Origin of the sequence: Alcaligenes sp. GCM10023179, assembly GCF_042653705.1 — a bacterium.
GTDB classification, from domain to species: domain Bacteria; phylum Pseudomonadota; class Gammaproteobacteria; order Burkholderiales; family Burkholderiaceae_B; genus Alcaligenes; species Alcaligenes phenolicus.
Window position 1 is genome coordinate 67,012 of record NZ_JBHSIQ010000001.1, and the last position, 18,352, is coordinate 85,363.

An 18,352-nucleotide genomic window follows, 5' to 3' on the forward strand; every position below is an offset into this window, starting at 1 on the left:
AGCATGTTGGGGGTAGGCAATGGGGATGGCAGGCTTTTCTTCTTTAGGCGAATTCAAGCAGGCACTGACCCGGGACTACAACCGCATCAACAGCAGTATTTTTGCATCAGGTGTCGTGACGCTGAAGATTGATGTGCTGGAGGATCGGATCAGCATGTTGGCGGTTCATAAACGCCAGCCTGCCTTGCAGACGTTGAGCCGTGAAAATGCACATATTGCTGATCTGGCGGATCTGTATCTGATCAAGGCCTTCAAAAAGGAGATGAAGCAGGTTTTGGTGGACGAATATGGGCTGGATGTGGTGGCCATATTCAAGGACTACGACGCCGCGGCGCAATTGTCTTCCACCATGGTGTTGTTGCAAAAAGGAGTGTGAATGCAGTGGCATTGGTGAGAACCGTTGCCCTGAATTCCGAACCGATAAAAAGAAGCTGACTGGTAGACAGTCTTGTTGTCCTTCCGTCCGCAGTGGATTGCCTGATGTGCAATTTGCTCTGGAGCCAAGCCCAGGCCCTGACAGGTCCGCTTGGGGAAGTTGCCGACAGGAAGTGCTCGCATACCGCCGGCCTCGGGCCCTGGGAGTTCCCAGGGCCCGAGGCCGGCTTTTTATTTGGAGACAAAATCATGGCCTATGTAGCCGATTTGCTGGATGCATTGAACGTAATCACGGGGGGACGCATGGTGTCCTGTATGGATGAGGTCAAATGCGGCCACCATCCCTTCGTGATCTGGAAGTCCTCTGGAATTTACGGCAAGGAAGTACTGGAAATCCCAGGCTTGATTCATGGGGACCCTAACAAGGAAGTGCGCAAGGTGGCGGTGTGCATGACCATGTCCGAATTGAGCATTGAGCTGGCGGGCGCAACCGGGGTGGACGCCATTGTTGCGCATCATCCGATCGCCGATGCCGCCAGTTGCGGGGGCGTGACCCTGAAGGATTACCTGGACCTGTATGGGGTGGCTGCCCTGGAGTGTCATGAGGCGTTTCATGGTTTGCATCCGGGCATCGCGTATCTGCATGGCCACAAAGTCGCTAAAAGCGATATTGCCTATGGAGGCATTCATGGCAATGTGATGTTCGTGGGCGAACCATTGGATGGGGTGAGCACCTTGGGCGACATGCTGGATCGGCTTGACGGCTTCATGGGGCTGGATCTGGAGGATCAGGTTTTGCAGGCCGAACGCCGCATCAAGGGCAATGAAAACATTCTGGAGACCAGCACCTTGACGCGTGGTGCGATTCGGCTAGGGGAGCGCAACAGTCGCGTCGGGCGTATTTTGCACATTTTTCCGCATACGGGATTCAGCCCCGACCATCTGCGTCAGGCGGTGGCCGAGAACCCGGGCGTTGACACGGTGCTGGCCTCTATCAGCCGGGTCTACGACGGTCATGCGCTTATCGAATGTGCTCGTGAATTGGGTCTGAATTTCCTGGTGGGCAATAGCCACGTGCTGGAGATCCTGGAGAATGGCCTGCCCTTGGCCTATGCCTTGAGTGCCTTGCTCGATGGCGTCGAGGTGGTGATGTTCCGTGATCGGGTGACGTCTACGCCTGTGCACCAGGTGGGGGGTGCCCGCCTGCGTGAATACGCCCAGCATTTTTCGACTGCCCACCTGATGGGCAAGAACGTGTTGAGCTTCCAGTAGGTCCAGCTTCCTGAACGGAGAGAGACATGGATAACAAAACAATAGAAATAGACAAAGTAGTGCATGTAGCGCCTGCGGGCCGTCGGCCCATGGAGCGTATCGAGGCGGTGGGCCTGGGCTTGCTGCTGCTCGCCATGCTGACGCTGTTTTTCTTTCCCGCTACCTTGTCGGGCGCGTTTGATACGGTGCTCAACAAGGTCAAGCCCGTGGTGGTGGATGTATTTTTGACCGGGCAGGTTGGGGTGGCTGTCATTATCAGCGTCATCATTGGACGCTTGCTGGAGCGTTTGGGTTTTACCGATGCCATGATGCGAGTGTTCATGCCGGCGATGCGGGCCATTGGAATCAATCCGGCCGTCATTATTCCCAGCGTGTACAACATTTTTGGCGATATCAACGCCGCTGGTCGTATTTCGGGGCCTTTGTTGCGGCAGGCTGGTGCAACAAAGGACGAGCAAAAGATTGCGGTAGCCACGATGGTGCAGTCTCAGCAGTCGTTCTCCACGTTCATGCTGGGCATGATGGCTTTGACCTTTGCCGGGGTGAATGTCTTTGCCGTGGTGCTGATTGCGATCTTCGGCCCCTTGTTGCTCTCCCCCTTATTGCTGTCGCGGCTGGTCTACCGCAATGTTCGTTCGGTGGATTTGCTGGCAGCCCCCCGTTTCACGCCGAATATCGATTTTGCGCCCATGCTGTTCAAGGCTGCCCGCGAAGGGGTGGAATTGTTGCTGCTGATCCTGATCCCGGCTGTGGCCCTGGTGTTCTGTGTCATTGGTTTGCTTGAACATATCGGCATTTGGGCACCTATCAGTGATGTGCTTGAGCGCGGTTTGCTTGCGCTGAATATTCACCCTGAAACGGGCGTGCTGGCGATGCTGGTCAGCCCCACTTTGGCAATGGGCAAGTTGCAGGCGATGGCTTCCACACTGGATCCATCTTTGGTAGTGGGTTCATTTGTACTGGCGTCGTCCGGTTTGCCCTTATCGGCTGTCTTTGGACAGATTCCGGTGGTCTGGGCTGAATGCTCGGATCTGAATGAAAAAGAAGTCATGCTGGCCGCCGTTCTGGGCATTGTGATGCGCTTGTTGACGGCAGTGGTACTGGCTGTGTTTCTCACGCCTTTGATTGTCTGAGTTCCTGTTTGTAGTTCCCCCCACTTTAGGAGCGCTGATGTTGGCGCTCTTTTTTTATTTTGTCTGTTTTCTCCAGGCGTGGTGACTGCCATCGAACTGCCATAAAACTGTAACAGGGCTGAAAGAACACTTGTTTAACCTGAGCCTGTCGTAGTCTTTTTAAGGCAGGGCACCTCGGTGACTCTGGTTCTTTAAGTTGATGCCTTTTTCTGTCCGGCAGCGTGCGCTGCGGCCCATTGCGCTTATTGATGCTTTGCTTTTGTGTCCGGTGTTGCGCCGTGCTGCAAAGCAGGATGCCGGGTGTGGCTTGGCGATGTATTGGCCTGAATGCCTTGTAGGGGACGGAGCATGAACCAGACCCTGGTGACGGTGTTAAGCGGCTATGGAGGCAAAGCGCCAGCCGCCATTCTCGTGCAGGCATGTGGCTTGCGATTGCTGCTGGATGCCGGCGGGCCTTTGTATCCTGGGCAGGTGTGCGACTGGTATCAAGGGCTGGAGGTGGATGCCATTTTGGTGACGCATGATCACCAGGACCATATTGGCTCCTTGTCCAAGCTGCCTGAACACATACCTGTTTATGCCACGGCCTCTACGGCGCGCAGCCTGCCTGCTGGGCGGATCTGGCGTGAGCTGCCAACCCGTGGCACAACTTATATCGGCGATATTGCCGTGCGTACCGGCTTGTCCGGCCATGCTTTGGGGGGTGTCTGGCTGCATCTGGATGTGGGCGGTGGGCTGTTCTATAGCGGGGACTTTTCCTGCGAATCCTTACTGTTCCCCTTCGATTTGCCGCCGCCTGCGTATCTGGCTTTGCTGGATGCGTCTTACGGTTTGTACGATCAGTCTCATCACGTGGCCTGGAGCATTCTGGAGTCCTTGCTGGAGTCGCATTCCGCCTTGTTGCCCGTACCGCCGTCAGGTCGGGCGATAGAGATTGCCTTGTGGCGCCAGCAGCAAGGTTTTGAGGACTGGAGCATGGACGCGTCCTGCTACGAAAACCTGACCCGCATGATCAGCCAAAGCAGTGACTTGTTGTTGCCGGGTGTGCAGCAATCCTTGCGTGAGTTGATGCCGCGTGCGGCTACGTTTGATCCGCAAGCGCACCTGCTGCTGGCCGGTGAGCCGGACGGCTGTCAGGGCAAGGCAGGGGAGCTGATTCGGGAGCGTCAGGCACGGGCTGCGGACCCCAATGCCGAGTCTGGTGAACGCTTGTTGATTCACACCGGCTATGTGGCCCCACATGCACCACGTGGCACGCATACCCTTTGCTGGAATGTGCACCCGCGTTTGACGGATTTACGCTGGCTGGTGGACATGGTGCAGCCACGTTATTGCATGCCTTTGTTCACGCAAATGCATGATTTGCCGACCTGGCGCAATGTGATGGGACCGGCCCTGAGCCTGGAAGGTCACTGGGAACTGCCAGCGACCTCCGTAGGCGTGGTTTAAGCGGTGTAGCGCTCCAGCAAGGCCTCGCGTCGGGCGGGGCTGAGCTTCAAGGCGTTCTGAAAGAAGTTCTCCAGATTGCCGTACGTTTCATCAATCGTCTTGAAGGCGGTTTCCAGAAACTCGGGCTTGACGCCCCATAGAATATCCAGCACTTCGTCACTGATGCCACGGTTGTCGGGTAGATCGGGGCGGCGGAAGAATTGATTGGTCAGCAGATAGTCGTGCATGACATCGTCAGGGTGCACCCCGGCAGCGCGGTGCAGCAGGGCGACGGCAAAGCCGGTGCGGTCTTTCCCTGCCGTGCAATGCATGACTACTGGCGTATCAGCTTGCAGCAGTTGATCAAAGACTTGGCCAAAGGTGGCGGCGTGCCCGGTCACAAATTCGGTGTAGGTCTTGTTCATGGTGCTGTGTGCCGCATCCACATCCACCTGACCTTTGGCCAGCATGTCCATAAAGTCCGGCAAGACGGTGGGCTCGACGGTCAGTGCGTGGCTGGTCAGAAAGCTGTACTGGTAAGGCGAGCGTTTGCGCTCGTGTGCTCCGCGAAAGTCCAGGGAGCGGGCAATGCCCAGCTCTTGCAGGGTGTCCAGGTCCTGGCTGCTCAGATCCGCCAAATGGTCTGAACGATAGACGCGACCCTTACGAAAGGAGCCGGAGTCTGTGGCATAGCCGCCTATATCACGGAAGTTGCTGGCCCCTTCTAAAGGGCAGGATAGGGAACTGGGCAGCGGCGATACGGACACGGCGGACTCCTGTTGAAACGGTGAAAGTCCCATGTTAACGGTCTTGGACGGGATCTGCATATGACAATGCGGTGACAGCTGGGGAGTGCGGGAGGACCGAAAGCACAATGAATGCAAGTGCACGGTTCTGTATCCTCAGAAAGCCATGTATATTCTTTGCTGGCAAGGCCCAGGCAGACAGGCTGGTACACCGCGTTCACGTTCTTGAGGCTTTGGTTTGCTGAAAATGTGAACAGACTTCAAGGTGACGCTGGCGTTTGACAGCCTGCACCGACTAGACAAGAACAGGTGCCGTGCCGAGCCAAGGGGGGACAAGTCTGATGACGCATTCACGCATCGCTCGCGTGCTCATGTGCTGCAAAAAGAGCCCCAGGATATTGGCTAAAGTAGGCCCAAGGTATAAGGTCAATGGTTATTTGAGTAGACCGGCGATCAGCCCGGGCGGCCCACAACCGTAATTTTTCAAGGAACAAGCATGTTTGAGCATTTGCAGGCCTATGGTGGCGATCCGATTTTCCGTTTGAACGAGGCATTTCACGCCGATCCGCGCGATCGCAAGGTCAACCTGACCATTGGTTTGTATTACGACGACCAAGGCCGTCTGCCTTTGCTGGATGTGGCTCGCCGGGCTGAAGAACAATGGGCGGCCAAGGGCCAGCCCCGTGGCTATCTGCCTATTGAAGGTTTGGCTTCCTACCGCAGCGCCGTGCAAAAACTGGTTTTTGGTGCCGACAGCAAAGTGCTGCAAGAAGGTCGTGTTGCGACCATTCAGACATTGGGCGGTTCGGGGGCCTTGAAAGTGGGTGGCGACTTCCTGCACGAAGCCTACCCCAATAGCGAAATGTGGATCAGCGATCCAGCCTGGGATAATCACCACTCCATCTTCCGTGGATCGGGCATTCCTACCCACACTTACCGTTACTACGATCCAGCCACGCGCGGTCTGGATTTCACCGGCCTGATGGAAGACATCTCCGTCCTGCCCGAGCACAGCATTGTCTTGCTGCACCCCTGCTGTCATAACCCCACCGGGGCTGATCTGAGCGACGAGCAGTGGCTGCAACTGATCCCTGTGCTGCAACAGCGCAAGCTGATCCCTTTCCTGGACATGGCTTACCAGGGTTTTGGCCGTAGCCTGGATGAAGACGCTTTCGCCGTGCGCGCCATGGTCGATGCTGGCCTGACGTTCTTGCTGGCCAACTCCTTCTCCAAAAACTTCTCCTACTACTCCGAGCGCTGCGGTGGCTTGTCGGTGGTGTGCCAGAGCGCGGATGAAGCCGATCGTGTTCTGGGTCAGCTCAAGGCCGTGGTGCGTCGCATCTACTCCAACCCGCCATCGCACGGTGGTCAGGCCATCGCCACCATCTTGTCCGATGAATCCTTGCTGGCCGAGTGGACGGCAGATGTGGAAACCATGCGTCAGCGTATCGCTGCCATGCGCAAGCGTGTACACGATCGTCTGAAAGAGCTGGCTCCCCAGTACGACAGCAGCTACTTCGTCAAACAGCAAGGCATGTTCTGCTACACCGGCCTGACCAAAGAGCAGATCCAGAAACTGCGTGACGATTTTGGCGTGTACGTGCTGGAGTCGGGCCGCATCAGCGTGCCAGGTCTGAATCAGTCCAATGTGGATTACTTTGCGGAGTCGCTGGCTGCTGTCGTGGCCTAAGACGCCGAGGTCTTTCCTGCAGAATTAAAGAGCGTGTTTATGGCCCCTTCGGGGGCGGTAAACACGCTTTTTTTGATGCTGAAAATGCATCCGCAGCTGCGTTGATCGTATGGTGGAAGCCGCTTATACGTACCTGTCTGATTGATGCGTTCGACTTGTTCTGGCCACTTGGCTGGGGGCTTGAACCTGAACTGAAAAGCGGAACAGTGTCGAGCTAGACCATTGAATAGCCCTGCGCTTACATAGCCGAAGCACTCAACGGTTCATTAGTGCTTAGCCATGGTCAGGCAAGCAGGTCAACCGGCAAGCTGACCGTATTTCGTCGTATTGCGACATTGCTCAGGCTAATGCTTGCAGCAGCAGTTCCTGATTGATCTGCTCCTGCTGCCGCGCCCGGTTCAACAAATAGCGATGGAAATCCTGGCTATGAGGCGACTCAAACGCACCCGCCCGTCGGGTCAGCACATAGGGCCAGGGCAGAGGCAAGGAATGGGAGAAGGGCAGGATCAGCTGCCCGCTGCGCACTTCCTTTTCTATCATCGAGCATTGCGCCAATACAAAACCCTGACCGGCCACTGCAGACTCCAGCGCCATGTGCGACAGAGAAAAAACCCGGAAGCGGTCCAGGGGCGTATTGCCTATATCTATCTCCAAGGACTCAAACCAGTCGCGCCAGGATGGCGGCGAGGTAAAGCGTGGCTGCCAGTCCGAGGACAGCAAGGGATAGCTCAATAGATCACGAGGATGTCGCAAGGCGGCTTGCCCTTGGAGCAGGGTCGGGCTGCAGGCGGGAACGACACGGTCTGTATACAGCTCGGTAAAGCTGCGGGGGCGGGCGGCGGCCTGACCGTAGGTAATCCGAAAGTCGATTTGCTCGGCTTCCAGATCGGGCTCGGCATGGCTGCCTTTCAGATGCAGTGTCAGCTCCGGGTCGTACTGTTCCTGCCATTGAAATGCCAGCGGTGCCATCCAGGTTTTAAGCATGGACGGCAAAGCGCTGATCGAAAGCAGGCTGGTGTTGCGCGAGCGCTCCATTTCTTGTTGTCCGTCGCGCAATAGCTCAAATGCCTGGGTACAGATTTCATGAAAGCGCACCCCCGCCGCTGTCAGCCGCAAGCGTTTGCCTTCTTTGTAGGTCAGGCTGCAGCCCAGCGAGTCTTCCAGCAAACGCAATTGCTGGCTGATGGCGCCGGGAGTAATTTTCAGACGACGGGCGGCTTCTTGCAGGCTTTGGCTATGGCCCAGCGTCTCAAAGACTTGCAATGCACGTAAGGGAGGCAAGGTATCCATGATGGTCAGACCCCGTCCAGAAAAGTAATTTAACTTTAGAAATTCTAAACGATATGGATAGTAGGCTGAATTTGATTGCGACTATCATCACAAACAAGAGAGCATGAATGGGCTCGTTCAGCCATCATGCACCGTATTCAGAGTTGGGGGTAAATCATGTTTGTACGCAATGCCTGGTATGTAGGCGCATTGGCTACGCAGCTCGGTCGCAGCTTGCAGCCTGTGCGTATGCTTAGCGAGAACCTGGTGCTGTATCGCCGCGAAGACGGCCAGCCCGTGGCCTTGGAAGATTCCTGTCCGCACCGTCGCCTGCCTTTGTCCAAAGGCCGCTTGATTGGCGACCAGGTGGAATGTGGCTACCACGGCCTGACCTTTGATTGCAGCGGCTCCTGTACCAAGGCGCCCGGTGTGGCGCAAATCCCTAAAAGCGCGGTGGTACGCAGCTACCCCTGTACGGAGCGTTTTGGCCTGGTCTGGGTCTGGATGGGTGATCCTGAACTGGCTGATCCGTCCAAACTGATCGACATCCCCGAGTGGGACAATCCCGAGTGGGGTGTGAACCGTGGCGACGCCATGGAACTGGACTGCAATTACCTGTACGTCACGGACAATTTGCTGGATCCTTCGCACGTGTCCTGGGTACACCAAAGCTCGTTTGGCAGCCCCGACATCATCGGCCTGCCCTTGACGGTGAAGGTTGAGGACAATGGCGTGACGGTCTCGCGCTGGTCAAAAAATGTGGAAGTTGCGCCGTTTTACAAGCAGTTTGTGAAATTTGAAGGCAATTGCGACCGCAAACAGCAATACGAAGTGCGCTTCCCGTCGCTGGCCGTGATCAAGGCCATCTTTCTGCCCGCCGGTGCGGCTACCGAGGAGCCCAGCGAGTACCACCAGGACGTTTTTCTGATGGACTCCTATAACTTCCTGACGCCTATCGACGAAGAACACACCCGTTACTTCTGGTTCCAGCTGCGCAATTTCAGCCCGGATGACGAGGCGATCTCCAAGATCTTCAACGAAGATGTACGCCACGCGTTCCTGGAAGACAAAGTGGTTCTGGAAGAAGTGCACAAAGCCCTGAAAGAGCGTCCTGCCGCGTTGGATTTGCCCTTGGATTCAGGCCCCTTGCGCTTCCGTCGCAAGATCAGCCAGATGATCCAGGCCGAACAAGCTGTCGCCAGCGAGACAACAACGGCTTGAGCGTGATGAATACGACTGCATCATCTGCGTCTACGGAGGCTACGGCCAACCGCCGTTTCCGGGATTATCGTGTCCTGGAAAAGCAGCGCGAAAGCGAAGTGATTACTTCGTTTGTACTGCAGCCGGTGGACGGTGTTATGCCGCCTTATCAGCCGGGTCAGTATCTGGTGTTCCGCCTGGAGATTGACGGGCAAATCGTGCTGCGCAATTACAGCGTGTCGGGGGATCTCGACTGCACGGATCGTCTGCGCATTTCCGTCAAACACGAGAAGGCCCCGGCAGGGTCAAGCGTGGCGGATGGTTTGGCCTCCTCCTATCTGCACCAACAGGTGCAGCCGGGCGATGTGCTGAGCGCGGCCGGCCCTATGGGCGAGTTCGTGCTGGACGAGAGCAGCCAGCGGCCTGTGGTGTTGCTAAGCGGTGGCGTGGGCCAGACCCCTTTGCTGGCCATGCTGCATCGTCTACTTAAACGCAGCCAGCGTAAGGTGTATGTGATTCATGCATGCGATAACAGCGCGGTGCATGCCTTTGCCGATGAGATGCGTGAGCTGGTGGCACAACGCGAAGGCGTGCAGCTTTACTTCTGCTATCGCAACCCGACTGAACATGATGAGCAAGCCGGTTTGCACCATGTGGCGGGACTGATTACACGTGAGCAGCTGCAGCGTTGGCTGCCACTGGATGATTACGAGTTTTACCTGTGTGGGCCCAGTGCCTTCATGCAGAGCAATTATGGTGTGCTGCGTAGTCTGGGTGTGGCACGTGAGCGCATTCACTACGAGTTTTTTGGCCCGGCGACGGTGCTGGAAAACACCTTGGCGGATGATGGTGCAGCCAGTGCGGTTCAGGATCAGGTCCAGCCTGCCCCCTCCAGTCGTGTCGATGCGAATGTGTTGGAGCTGGATTCGCCTGTAGAAGCAGTAAGGGGAGCCGCGACAGCAGCGGAAGATGCGGCGCAGACGGTGACATTCCTGCCCGATGGCCGCCAGGCCCAATGGCATGAGGACTGCCCCTCCTTGCTGGATCTGGCGGAAGCAACGGGCTTGAGTCCGGACTTCAATTGCCGGGCGGGTCTGTGCAATACCTGCATGTGCACTCTGGTATCGGGCGAGGTCGACTATTTTGAAGAGCCGCTGGACCCTGTGCCAGAGGGCAAAGTCTTGTTGTGCTGTTCCCGTCCCCGTGGTCCGGTGGCCGTGGAATTACCTTAAGAGTTTTTCAATTGCTTGTTGAGGTTTGCCCCGTCCTTTTGGGACGGGGTTTTTTTTAAAAAAATCATATGCTTCCTTGTTGGAAGTCAGGCGGATTGTCGATGTCTGGAGCAGGGGGTGTGGACATGAGGACTGTTGAAGTGGTGGTCCTACATAGGCTGGCTACCTTGCTATAGCTGGGCTTGCTCGCTTATCCAATCACTAAAGGCACGGACCTCTGCTTTTTGTGTCGCATCGGGCAAGGTCACCAGGTAGTAGGCAAAGCGGGCTGGCCAGGGCTTGTCCAGCACTTGCACCAAGCGGCCTGCGGCCATTTCATCCTGCGCATATTCTTGCGGTATCAAAGCCAGCCCCAGGCCCGCAATCGCGCCGCGTATCAGCAGGTAATCGTCCTCAAAAGCCGTGCCTCTATCGGCGCGCGCATCGTCCTCCACCCCGTGGGCAGACAGCCAAAGCGCCCAGTCGGCCCGGTCGGCATCTTGTAGCAGTGGCCACTCCAGACAATCTGCTGGTTCCTGAATGGTTGGCTTGTCTTGCAGCAACGCAGGGCTGGCTACAGGCAGCAAGACAGGGGCCATCAAGGGCTCGGCCTGCAAGCCGGGATACGCGCCCAGGCCGTGGCGAATGGCGATATCCACTTTGTCGCGACGCAGGTCCACCAGCGTGGGGGACGCCTCCACACGGATTTCGATATCGGGATGGCGTTGCTTGAAGTCGGCCAGCCGCGGAATCAGCCAGGATGCGGCAAAGGAAGGCACGGTGCTGATCGTCAGTGTCTTCCTTTGCTTGGTGGCTTCCAGCGTTTGCATGGCTTGTTCGATCTGGTCGAACGCCGTCAGCAGGACAGGGTAGACCTGTTCACCGGCTTCGCTCAGGCTCATTTTGTGGTGGCTGCGCACAAACAGTGTCACGCCCAAGCGATCTTCCAGCAGCCGGATTTGCTGGCTGACTGCGCCCGAGGTTACGCCCAGCGCCTGGGCGGCCAGCTTGATGCTGCCGTGGCGTCCGACTTCGGTAAAGGCGCGCAGAGCTTGTAAAGGAAAGACAGGGTTAACAGTTTAGTTTATCTAAATCTATCAAGTAGATTTAATCGTTTTTATTTGGCCATTTAGCTAGGGAAAATAGGCTTCTGAATCGTTTTTAAAGTTTAGCTTATCTATATAACAAGGAAGAGCGAACTTTCAATTTTGGAGCCACACCATGATTGATCTGTATACCGATAGTTCGCCTAACGGCTTTAAGGCGACCATTGCCTTGGAGGAGATGGCGTTACCGTACCGCTTGCATCACGTGCGTATCAACGCGAACGAGCATAGGCAGCCAGAGTTCCTGGCCTTGAATCCGCATGGGCGTATCCCGGTGATGAAGGATGATGAAACAGGTGTTGTCCTGTTCGAGTCCGCCGCGATCTTGCTGTATCTGGCGGAGAAAACCGGCCAATTGCTTTCAAAAGAACCTGTTCAGCGCTGGGAAACAATCAAATGGCTGCAATTTCACTCCTCCAGCGTGGGGCCGATTCTGGGTCAGCGCGTGCATTTTGAGTTGTTCGCCCAGGAGAAAATCCCGGCCGCCATCGAACGCTACCGCCGTCTGGTGAATGATCTGTTCACCGTGCTGGATACACGCTTGGCAGACCATCCTTATCTGGCAGGACAGGACTATTCCATCGCCGATATTGCGCATTTTGGCTGGACGCATATTGCGCGAATTATCGATTTTGATTTCAGCCACTACTCGCACATGAGTGCCTGGCATGAGCGCGTGGCCCAGCGCCCTGCAGTCCGTAAAGGCATCACCTTGCCTGAGCCCGCTACCGGCGCTTGAGGGGAAAACATCATGACGATTGAAACAAGCCTGATTCAAGGCGCATCTTTCCCTACCTTTGCCACTCACCCTGGCTATAGCCGCATGTTTGCACCCGGCCGTCTGACCATGGGTATCTTTCTGCCTCTGCGTTTTTATCAAGGCGATATGAGTGTGCTGGCCGGGCAGGCCGCGTTGGTAGAGGAGATAGACCGCCAGGATTTTGCGGCGGTGTGGGTGCGAGACGTACCGTTGTATGACCCCAGCTTTGGTGATGCGGGGCAGGTGTTCGATCCCTTTACCTATCTGGCTTTTCTGGCTGCTCGCACCAGGCGGGTGGCCTTGGCCACGGGCAGCACGATTTTCTCCTTGCGTCACCCGATCGATCTGGCCAAATCTGCCTTCACCATTGATCAGTTGTCCGGTGGACGCTTGGTGCTGGGCATCGCTTCCGGGGATAGGCCTATAGAATTTCCCGCCTATGGTGTGGAGCGAGCCGAACGGGCAGAGCGTTTTGCACACGCTGTCAGCTATTTCCGTCAGTTGATGCAAGCGGGGCAATTGAATATCGACTCTCCGCTAGGCCGCTTCAATACGGCAGAGCTGCTGCCCAAGCCCGCGCATGGTTCCATTCCTTTAATTGTTACCAGCTCCTCGGGGCAGTCGCCCGAATGGATCGCAGAACATGCCGATGGTTGGCTGACCTACCCGGAAGCCACACATACACCGCTGGGTCCGCAAAAGCTGGCTGCCAAAATTCAGGCCTGGCGTGCCCGGATTCCAGATGGCGGTTTTCGCCCACACATGACCAACGAGTGGCTGGACTTGGTGGATGATCCTGATTATCCACGCACACCCTTGCAAGGTGGTTTTACACTGCGTACCGGGCGCAAGGGGCTGATCACCTTGTTGGAGGAATGGCAGGCAGCGGGTGTGAATCACGCCGCTTTGGGTATTCAGTTTGCGCAGCGACCAGCGGCGGAAATTATCCAGGAGCTGGCTGAATATGTACTGCCGCATTTTGCCTCTCATCAGGAGCAGCCTGCTCTTGCAACAGCATGGTAGCAACAGGGGAATACAAGCATGAATAGCAGTGCAGAACAGCTAGTAGTCGATGGCATTCAGATCCGGGATCTGCAGCCACAAGACCGGGCCGCCTGGGAGTCTCTGTACAGACAATACGCCGAGTTTTACAAAGAGCCCATGAATGAAGAGATCCTGGCTCGTACCTGGGGCTGGCTGCTGGATGCGCAGCATCCTTTGCAGGGCAAGGTGGTAGCGACGGCGAAGGGTGCGCTGCTGGGTTTGGCGCATTACCGTCCTTTCCCGGAGCCCTTGCTAGGCAAGGATGCTGGTTTTCTGGATGACTTGTTTGTGTTGCCGGAACAGCGAGGCGGCGGGCTGGGCCGCCGTTTGATTGAGGCAGTCGCCCAGGCAGGTAAGGAGCAGGGCTGGCCGTTCCTGCGCTGGATTACGGCGCAGGACAATGCGCAGGCGCGAAGGCTATACGATGGTCTGGCTCAGGCAACAGCGTGGGTGACGTATGACTTGAATCTGTAGAAGGGGGCTAGGGGCGTGTAGAAGGTGATACGTTTTTCAGGGTGCCAGTATGCAACTAACAGGAATGATGGTTTAGTTCCCGAAGGCTCGCAATTCCTTCGTTAAGGAGGAGGAGGCCAAGCGCTCTAGTGGTCTGAATGCACCCTCCAGATAGTTCATGTCTTGGGCGGATGCATCGAACTGCTCAAAATAAGGCTTCCAGGCTCTGACGACTATCCATACTTCATGCAAGGCGCGAATGGCTTCTTGGCGGCTAGAGAAGTAGGCTGCCCAACGTGTCATTAAGTTGTCCAGGGTGGCCAGCCTTCCTTGCTCTCCTAGTTCGAGGTGCAAATAACGTTCGCTTGCCACCGTGTTCATGGGCAGAACGTCATAGAGCGGACTTAACCTCCATCCTTTGCCGACCACGTCATAGATGAAGGCGTGGTTTCTCAAGTGATCGTCATTGTTGTTGGCAAAGATGTTCAGGGCTTGGCGCTTGAATAGTTCACGTAAATCACGATCGATGAAAGTGGGCAAACAACGCTCTCGTAGTTTGAGGGCCAGTGCCTGATAGGAACTGCTTCTTGCTTCGTACTCATCAATGCCCATCAGGGTCATAGCGGAGCAAAAGCCGATACGCCCCTCAACGGTAGAAGCATTGTGTTCTGGGGTGGCGGGCGACCAACTGTCCTGGCCGGGAGCGGGTGCTTCTCCCGGAGCTGCCCAGTAACGGTCAAATCTACGAATGAAGAGCACGCGCGCCGTGCCAACAGATTGGATATGCACGGGTGGAACGCATAGATCTGCAGCACGTGCCAATTCCAAGGTGCCAGCTTCAAGTACAGCATTGCAGGCGCGATCAGACTTGGAAGGGAATTTCGCCAGCCACAGCACATCGGATTCATCGCGAATTGATGCTTTGGGCCGGGCTCCGCCAGCCGAACCTAGGCCTTCAAAGCAGTCAGCCAGGTCCTCACCGATGTCTTCGTCATTTTCAATACGATCAGCGGCTTCAAGTAGGCGTTCAAGGCTGACCTCTCCAACTGCCGATTTCTTGGCGGGGGAATCGAGCGTAAGTCGAATATCCAGTGCGCCTACGCGATCCACTCCTGCCTCCAGTAAATAGGCGACTTCAGGTAAAACGCCCGAGCCTACTTTGAGTTTGTTTTCGATGACACGTCGACCCCATGCGTCAGGGGCCGCGTCGCGCAGTCCACCAAACTCGTGCAGCCCAGGTAAGGTAAAACGTTGTATGCCTCCGTTTTCTGCCCTTAGTGGCAGTGCTGCAGGATCGATTTCAATCGCGTGTTGCCGTTGTACATAGCGCTTACCGTAGGTGAAGCTTGGCGCATCGGAATTCGCGTTCTCCAGTAGTCCTGCCGGTACAAAAGCATTGCCCTGATCGCTTTGGGCAATATGAGCAAACACAGCAACCTGACTGGGTGGTCGGCTGTATGGATTGCGCGGTTTAGAAGTCATATTTGTCCTTGGCTGGAGCGATGTTGGCTGTATTCGATGCATTTTTCCTGGAGACACGCTGTACCTTGTTGGCATTGTTGAAGCTCCGCACAGCGCCGGACTGCTCTGTGAGCAGATCCAGCAAGGTAAGTTCGGGCTCAATGGCATGGAGGTAGCGCAGGATCTGAGACATCGTTCGGCTTTCATTACCTTGCTCAAGCAGGGCGGCCGTGGACCGTGAAATACCAGCACGAGCAGCCACATCGCTTTGAGTCATTCCATGGGCGATGCGCAGTTGCTGGAGCTTCTGACCAATGGCGCTGGCTTCCTGCAAGCGTTTAGGGGGGGTGCGTTGTGCCTCATCGTATTTCATAGTTGGCCCTTTCTGCCATGTTCGTCATGGACAATCCTGTGAGACATGTAGAGTCAAGACTTCTGATTTATTGACCGTAATAACAGTCCTTAAATTGATTAAGGACTGTTATTACGGACATTTTAATTGAATTTGATTGTTTGCTGAACAGACGCGTAGTCTAATGTCCGTAATATCAGTCTTAATGGCTATTAAGGACTGTTATTACGGACATTTTGGTTAGGATTTCCTTCTCTCCAGCAACATCAAAGCAAGCAAAACCACACTGCTCATTCCCAGCCCAAAGATCACCAGTGGCCATGCCGTATCCCCACCCAGCAAGGTCACAGCTAAGGTACCGAACACGCTAACAATCAGGCTTTCCACGCAAAAGTAGATCGCCACGGCGGAGCCGGCCACATCATTGAACTGGGCCAAGGCGCCATTGGCGGTGACGGATACCGTCATCACAATGCCCATGGCGGCTAGCCACATGGGCAGGATAAAGCTGCTAAAGGAGGGTTCCAGCAGGAGTTGTCCTGCTGCCAGCAACAGGGCGGCTAGGGCGATCAAACCCATACCGCGTCTCAGGCTCCCGGCCGTTCCCCAGCGAGCCACAAAGGTTTTGGACAGGCGGGTGGTGGCAATCATCACCAGGGCAACGCTGGCAAAGGCCAGGCTGAAGCTTATTTCTGCATAGCCAGCTTGTCCGATCAAGACTCGGGGCGCGGTCGAGAAATAGACAAAAAATGTCCCCATCCCGGTGGAGAAGCCCAGGGTATAGACCCAGAACGCCGGGCTTTTGAAGACGGCCAGTGCGGATTGTTGTGACTGCAGTGGTTTGGCAGGCCGGGTTTCCTGCCAACGCAACAGCGCATGGATCCAGGCCAGCAGTCCCAACCCGGCCAAGCTCAGGAAGATGGCCTGCCACCCGCCCGCACGGGCAATCAGAGCACCTGCAATAGGCCCCAAGGCAGGTACGAAAGCCAGGATGGAGCTGAACAGGCTGTAGATCACCACGCCCTCAGGGCGATCGGCATACACATCGCGCACCGTGGCAAACAAGGCCACGAGGGTGGCCGAGGCCCCCAGGGCTTGCAGCACCCGAAAACCCACAAAAGCCCAGGCGGAACTGGACAAGGCAGCGGCGGTTGAGGCCAACACGAACAGGACGGCCCCTGTCAGCAAAACAGGTCGTCGGCCTATGCGATCCGACAGGGGGCCAAAGATCAGTTGCCCGGCGCCCAATAGCAGCATGTACAGGCTAAGGGTCAGCTGGATGACGGCTGGGGTCGTGCCCAGAAGCTCCGGCATGGCCGGGACGACGGGCAGGTAAATATCCATCCCCAGGGAAGCGAGGATGTCGAAGGGCGCCATCAGCAGCAGGGCGGCTGGCAGCGTATAAGCCCAGGAAGAGCGTGAGGAAGGCATAACAAAATTACCACTCGAAAAAGAGATCGGGCGGCGTCTGTTTGTTATCAATCAGCGGGATTGGAAGTACAGAACGCCGCAACAAGACAAGAGCTTGTTGCGGCTTACTCAGTTGCTGACTTAGTGCTCGTCATGCAGACGGCTCCTCACATAAATAACTTGAAAGTGTGTCGCGGGGAAAACGTTATGGCTGCGTCTGGCCCAGTCCAAAGGGATGGGGCGCGACAACTGTTTATTATAGGGGGAGGTTTTTACGGCCTTGAAGCCTCAGTCCGTGATGGCTGTTGGTTTTTTGCCCTGCAAAGTTTTGGCAAGACGTGACACCGCCTCGCTGGAGTTGCCTGTCTTGTTCTTCTTCACCCGGATGGCGGCAGCTTTCAGCAAGCGCTGGAATGTCGGGCACTGCGTATGGTTGGCGGCGGGGCAGTGCGCGGCGTGGCGCAAACCTTCGCTCATGGCTTTCAGGCGCTTGATGGTGGCATCCAGTTGATCGGCCTTGGATAGCAGCAATTGCCTGTCCACCTGCGCAGAACCATCGGGAGGCAGCATGGCCCGTATTTCTTCCAGCGACAAACCGCCCGCTTGCCCCAAGGCAATCAAGGCCAGTTGATCCAGCACTTGGGGCGTAAAACGACGCCGTTCTCCGGGGGCGCTGACTGCACGGATCAGGCCTTCTTTCTCGTAGTAACGCACGGTGGAGGAGGGTAAGCCGGTTTGCTTGGCAACTTCTGAAATATCCATCTTGTACCTGTTGACTTGAAGTTGACTTCAACTTCTATGATTACTCAAAAACAAAGTGCTTATCAACGGAAAGGATTGCCAATGTTGTCGATCAATGAATGGGTGCATGTGATTCTGATCGGAGTCGGAGCCACTATTTTCATGGATATCTGGGGCCTGATTCAAAGGGCGATGGGCGTTGCCACGCTGAACTACGCCATGGTGGGGCGCTGGGCCGGGCATTTGCTGCGTGGCCAGATCGCACACAGCAGTATCGGCAAGGCTGAGCCGATTGCGGGAGAGTCTGCCTGGGGCTGGTTCATTCACTATGCTGTGGGCATTGTTTTCGCCTTTTTGTTGCTTGCGGTTTACGGCACTGAGTGGCTGCAAGATCCCCGCTGGTTGCCCGCCGTCATGGTGGGCATGGCTACGGTCGTGATGCCCTTTTTTGTCATGCAGCCCGCCATGGGAGCCGGAGTGGCGGCCTCGCGTACCCCCACGCCTTGGACTAACCGTTTGCGCAGCCTGCTGACACACGCGGTTTTTGGTTTGGGCATGTACCTTGCGGCCTTGCTGATCAAGCAGGTGGCTTAAGGAGATGTCATTTGTTGGGGCCTCTGTCATGGGTGGCCTGCTCTTTTTGTGCGCCAGCCAGTCCCAGGATGCCGCTTCCGAGCTGACCGGGGACTGAGCAGGAGGCA

18 protein-coding genes are annotated in these 18,352 nt (G+C 56.2%); 11 read left to right on the forward strand and 7 right to left on the reverse strand.

What is annotated here, in order from left to right; genetic code table 11:
* Positions 1-25 precede the first annotated feature (25 nt).
* From ACFPDR_RS00340 to ACFPDR_RS00355, 4 genes are all read left to right on the forward strand, one after another.
* The gene (locus ACFPDR_RS00340) at positions 26-376 is read left to right on the forward strand and encodes a hypothetical protein (protein WP_035269656.1); all 351 of its coding nucleotides are present in this window, start codon (positions 26-28) and stop codon (positions 374-376) included.
* A gap of 248 nt (positions 377-624) precedes the next feature.
* Positions 625-1,647 carry a Nif3-like dinuclear metal center hexameric protein gene (locus ACFPDR_RS00345; RefSeq protein WP_026483541.1) on the forward strand — a complete coding sequence of 341 codons (1,023 nt, stop codon included), beginning with the start codon at positions 625-627 and terminating at the stop codon, positions 1,645-1,647.
* Between the two features lie 26 nt (positions 1,648-1,673).
* The gene (locus ACFPDR_RS00350) at positions 1,674-2,780 is read left to right on the forward strand and encodes a hypothetical protein (protein ID WP_035274771.1); all 1,107 of its coding nucleotides are present in this window, start codon (positions 1,674-1,676) and stop codon (positions 2,778-2,780) included.
* Positions 2,781-3,128: 348 nt separating this feature from the next.
* On the forward strand, positions 3,129-4,229 hold the full coding sequence (locus ACFPDR_RS00355; protein WP_302357400.1) for an MBL fold metallo-hydrolase: 1,101 nt from the start codon (positions 3,129-3,131) through the stop codon (positions 4,227-4,229).
* Here ACFPDR_RS00355 and ACFPDR_RS00360 read toward each other — a convergent pair.
* The gene (locus tag ACFPDR_RS00360) at positions 4,226-4,975 is read right to left on the reverse strand and encodes a tyrosine-protein phosphatase (protein WP_060185509.1); all 750 of its coding nucleotides are present in this window, start codon (positions 4,973-4,975) and stop codon (positions 4,226-4,228) included. The genes ACFPDR_RS00355 and ACFPDR_RS00360 overlap by 4 nt on opposite strands.
* Positions 4,976-5,450: 475 nt before the next feature.
* Between ACFPDR_RS00360 and ACFPDR_RS00365 the strand changes: the two genes are divergently transcribed.
* A complete protein-coding gene (locus ACFPDR_RS00365) occupies positions 5,451-6,644 on the forward strand; it encodes an aromatic amino acid transaminase (RefSeq protein WP_026483545.1) in 1,194 nt (397 codons plus the stop codon).
* A 339-nt stretch (positions 6,645-6,983) separates the two neighbouring features.
* Here ACFPDR_RS00365 and ACFPDR_RS00370 read toward each other — a convergent pair whose 3' ends face one another.
* Positions 6,984-7,934 carry a LysR substrate-binding domain-containing protein gene (locus ACFPDR_RS00370; protein WP_060185508.1) on the reverse strand — a complete coding sequence of 317 codons (951 nt, stop codon included), beginning with the start codon at positions 7,932-7,934 and terminating at the stop codon, positions 6,984-6,986.
* 156 nt (positions 7,935-8,090) lie between these two features.
* Here ACFPDR_RS00370 and ACFPDR_RS00375 point away from each other — a divergent pair, with 156 nt between their 5' ends.
* Both ACFPDR_RS00375 and ACFPDR_RS00380 read left to right on the forward strand, forming a co-directional pair.
* Positions 8,091-9,134, forward strand: coding sequence for an aromatic ring-hydroxylating dioxygenase subunit alpha (locus ACFPDR_RS00375; RefSeq protein ID WP_060185507.1), 1,044 nt, complete (start codon positions 8,091-8,093; stop codon positions 9,132-9,134).
* A 5-nt stretch (positions 9,135-9,139) separates the two neighbouring features.
* A complete protein-coding gene (locus tag ACFPDR_RS00380; protein WP_060185506.1) occupies positions 9,140-10,345 on the forward strand; it encodes an FAD-binding oxidoreductase in 1,206 nt (401 codons plus the stop codon).
* A 170-nt stretch (positions 10,346-10,515) separates the two neighbouring features.
* Here ACFPDR_RS00380 and gcvA read toward each other — a convergent pair whose 3' ends face one another.
* The gene (gene gcvA / locus ACFPDR_RS00385; RefSeq protein WP_376911051.1) at positions 10,516-11,373 is read right to left on the reverse strand and encodes a transcriptional regulator GcvA; all 858 of its coding nucleotides are present in this window, start codon (positions 11,371-11,373) and stop codon (positions 10,516-10,518) included.
* 172 nt (positions 11,374-11,545) lie between these two features.
* Here gcvA and ACFPDR_RS00390 point away from each other — a divergent pair, with 172 nt between their 5' ends.
* Genes ACFPDR_RS00390 through ACFPDR_RS00400 form a run of 3 tightly spaced genes read left to right on the forward strand, consistent with a single transcriptional unit; the run spans position 11,546 to position 13,708 of the window.
* Positions 11,546-12,169 carry a glutathione S-transferase family protein gene (locus ACFPDR_RS00390; protein ID WP_060185504.1) on the forward strand — a complete coding sequence of 208 codons (624 nt, stop codon included), beginning with the start codon at positions 11,546-11,548 and terminating at the stop codon, positions 12,167-12,169.
* Between the two features lie 12 nt (positions 12,170-12,181).
* A complete protein-coding gene (locus ACFPDR_RS00395; protein ID WP_226349671.1) occupies positions 12,182-13,213 on the forward strand; it encodes an LLM class oxidoreductase in 1,032 nt (343 codons plus the stop codon).
* Positions 13,214-13,231: 18 nt separating this feature from the next.
* Positions 13,232-13,708 carry a GNAT family N-acetyltransferase gene (locus ACFPDR_RS00400; protein WP_376910159.1) on the forward strand — a complete coding sequence of 159 codons (477 nt, stop codon included), beginning with the start codon at positions 13,232-13,234 and terminating at the stop codon, positions 13,706-13,708.
* A 72-nt stretch (positions 13,709-13,780) separates the two neighbouring features.
* On the opposite strand, the gene ACFPDR_RS00405 is transcribed toward ACFPDR_RS00400, so the two are convergent.
* The 4 genes from ACFPDR_RS00405 to ACFPDR_RS00420 form a co-directional block, all read right to left on the reverse strand.
* On the reverse strand, positions 13,781-15,169 hold the full coding sequence (locus tag ACFPDR_RS00405; protein WP_376910161.1) for a type II toxin-antitoxin system HipA family toxin: 1,389 nt from the start codon (positions 15,167-15,169) through the stop codon (positions 13,781-13,783).
* Positions 15,159-15,521, reverse strand: coding sequence for a helix-turn-helix domain-containing protein (locus ACFPDR_RS00410; RefSeq protein WP_042485454.1), 363 nt, complete (start codon positions 15,519-15,521; stop codon positions 15,159-15,161). Before ACFPDR_RS00410 ends, ACFPDR_RS00405 begins: the two co-directional genes overlap by 11 nt.
* Positions 15,522-15,740: 219 nt before the next feature.
* The gene (gene cml, locus ACFPDR_RS00415) at positions 15,741-16,931 is read right to left on the reverse strand and encodes a CmlA/FloR family chloramphenicol efflux MFS transporter (protein ID WP_376910164.1); all 1,191 of its coding nucleotides are present in this window, start codon (positions 16,929-16,931) and stop codon (positions 15,741-15,743) included.
* A 267-nt stretch (positions 16,932-17,198) separates the two neighbouring features.
* On the reverse strand, positions 17,199-17,672 hold the full coding sequence (locus ACFPDR_RS00420) for a helix-turn-helix domain-containing protein (RefSeq protein ID WP_035269687.1): 474 nt from the start codon (positions 17,670-17,672) through the stop codon (positions 17,199-17,201).
* An 81-nt stretch (positions 17,673-17,753) separates the two neighbouring features.
* On the opposite strand from ACFPDR_RS00420, the gene ACFPDR_RS00425 reads away from it, so the two are divergent.
* Positions 17,754-18,245 (forward strand): DUF2938 domain-containing protein, encoded by a 492-nt coding sequence (locus ACFPDR_RS00425; RefSeq protein ID WP_060185499.1) that lies wholly within the window; start codon positions 17,754-17,756, stop codon positions 18,243-18,245.
* Positions 18,246-18,352 lie beyond the last annotated feature (107 nt).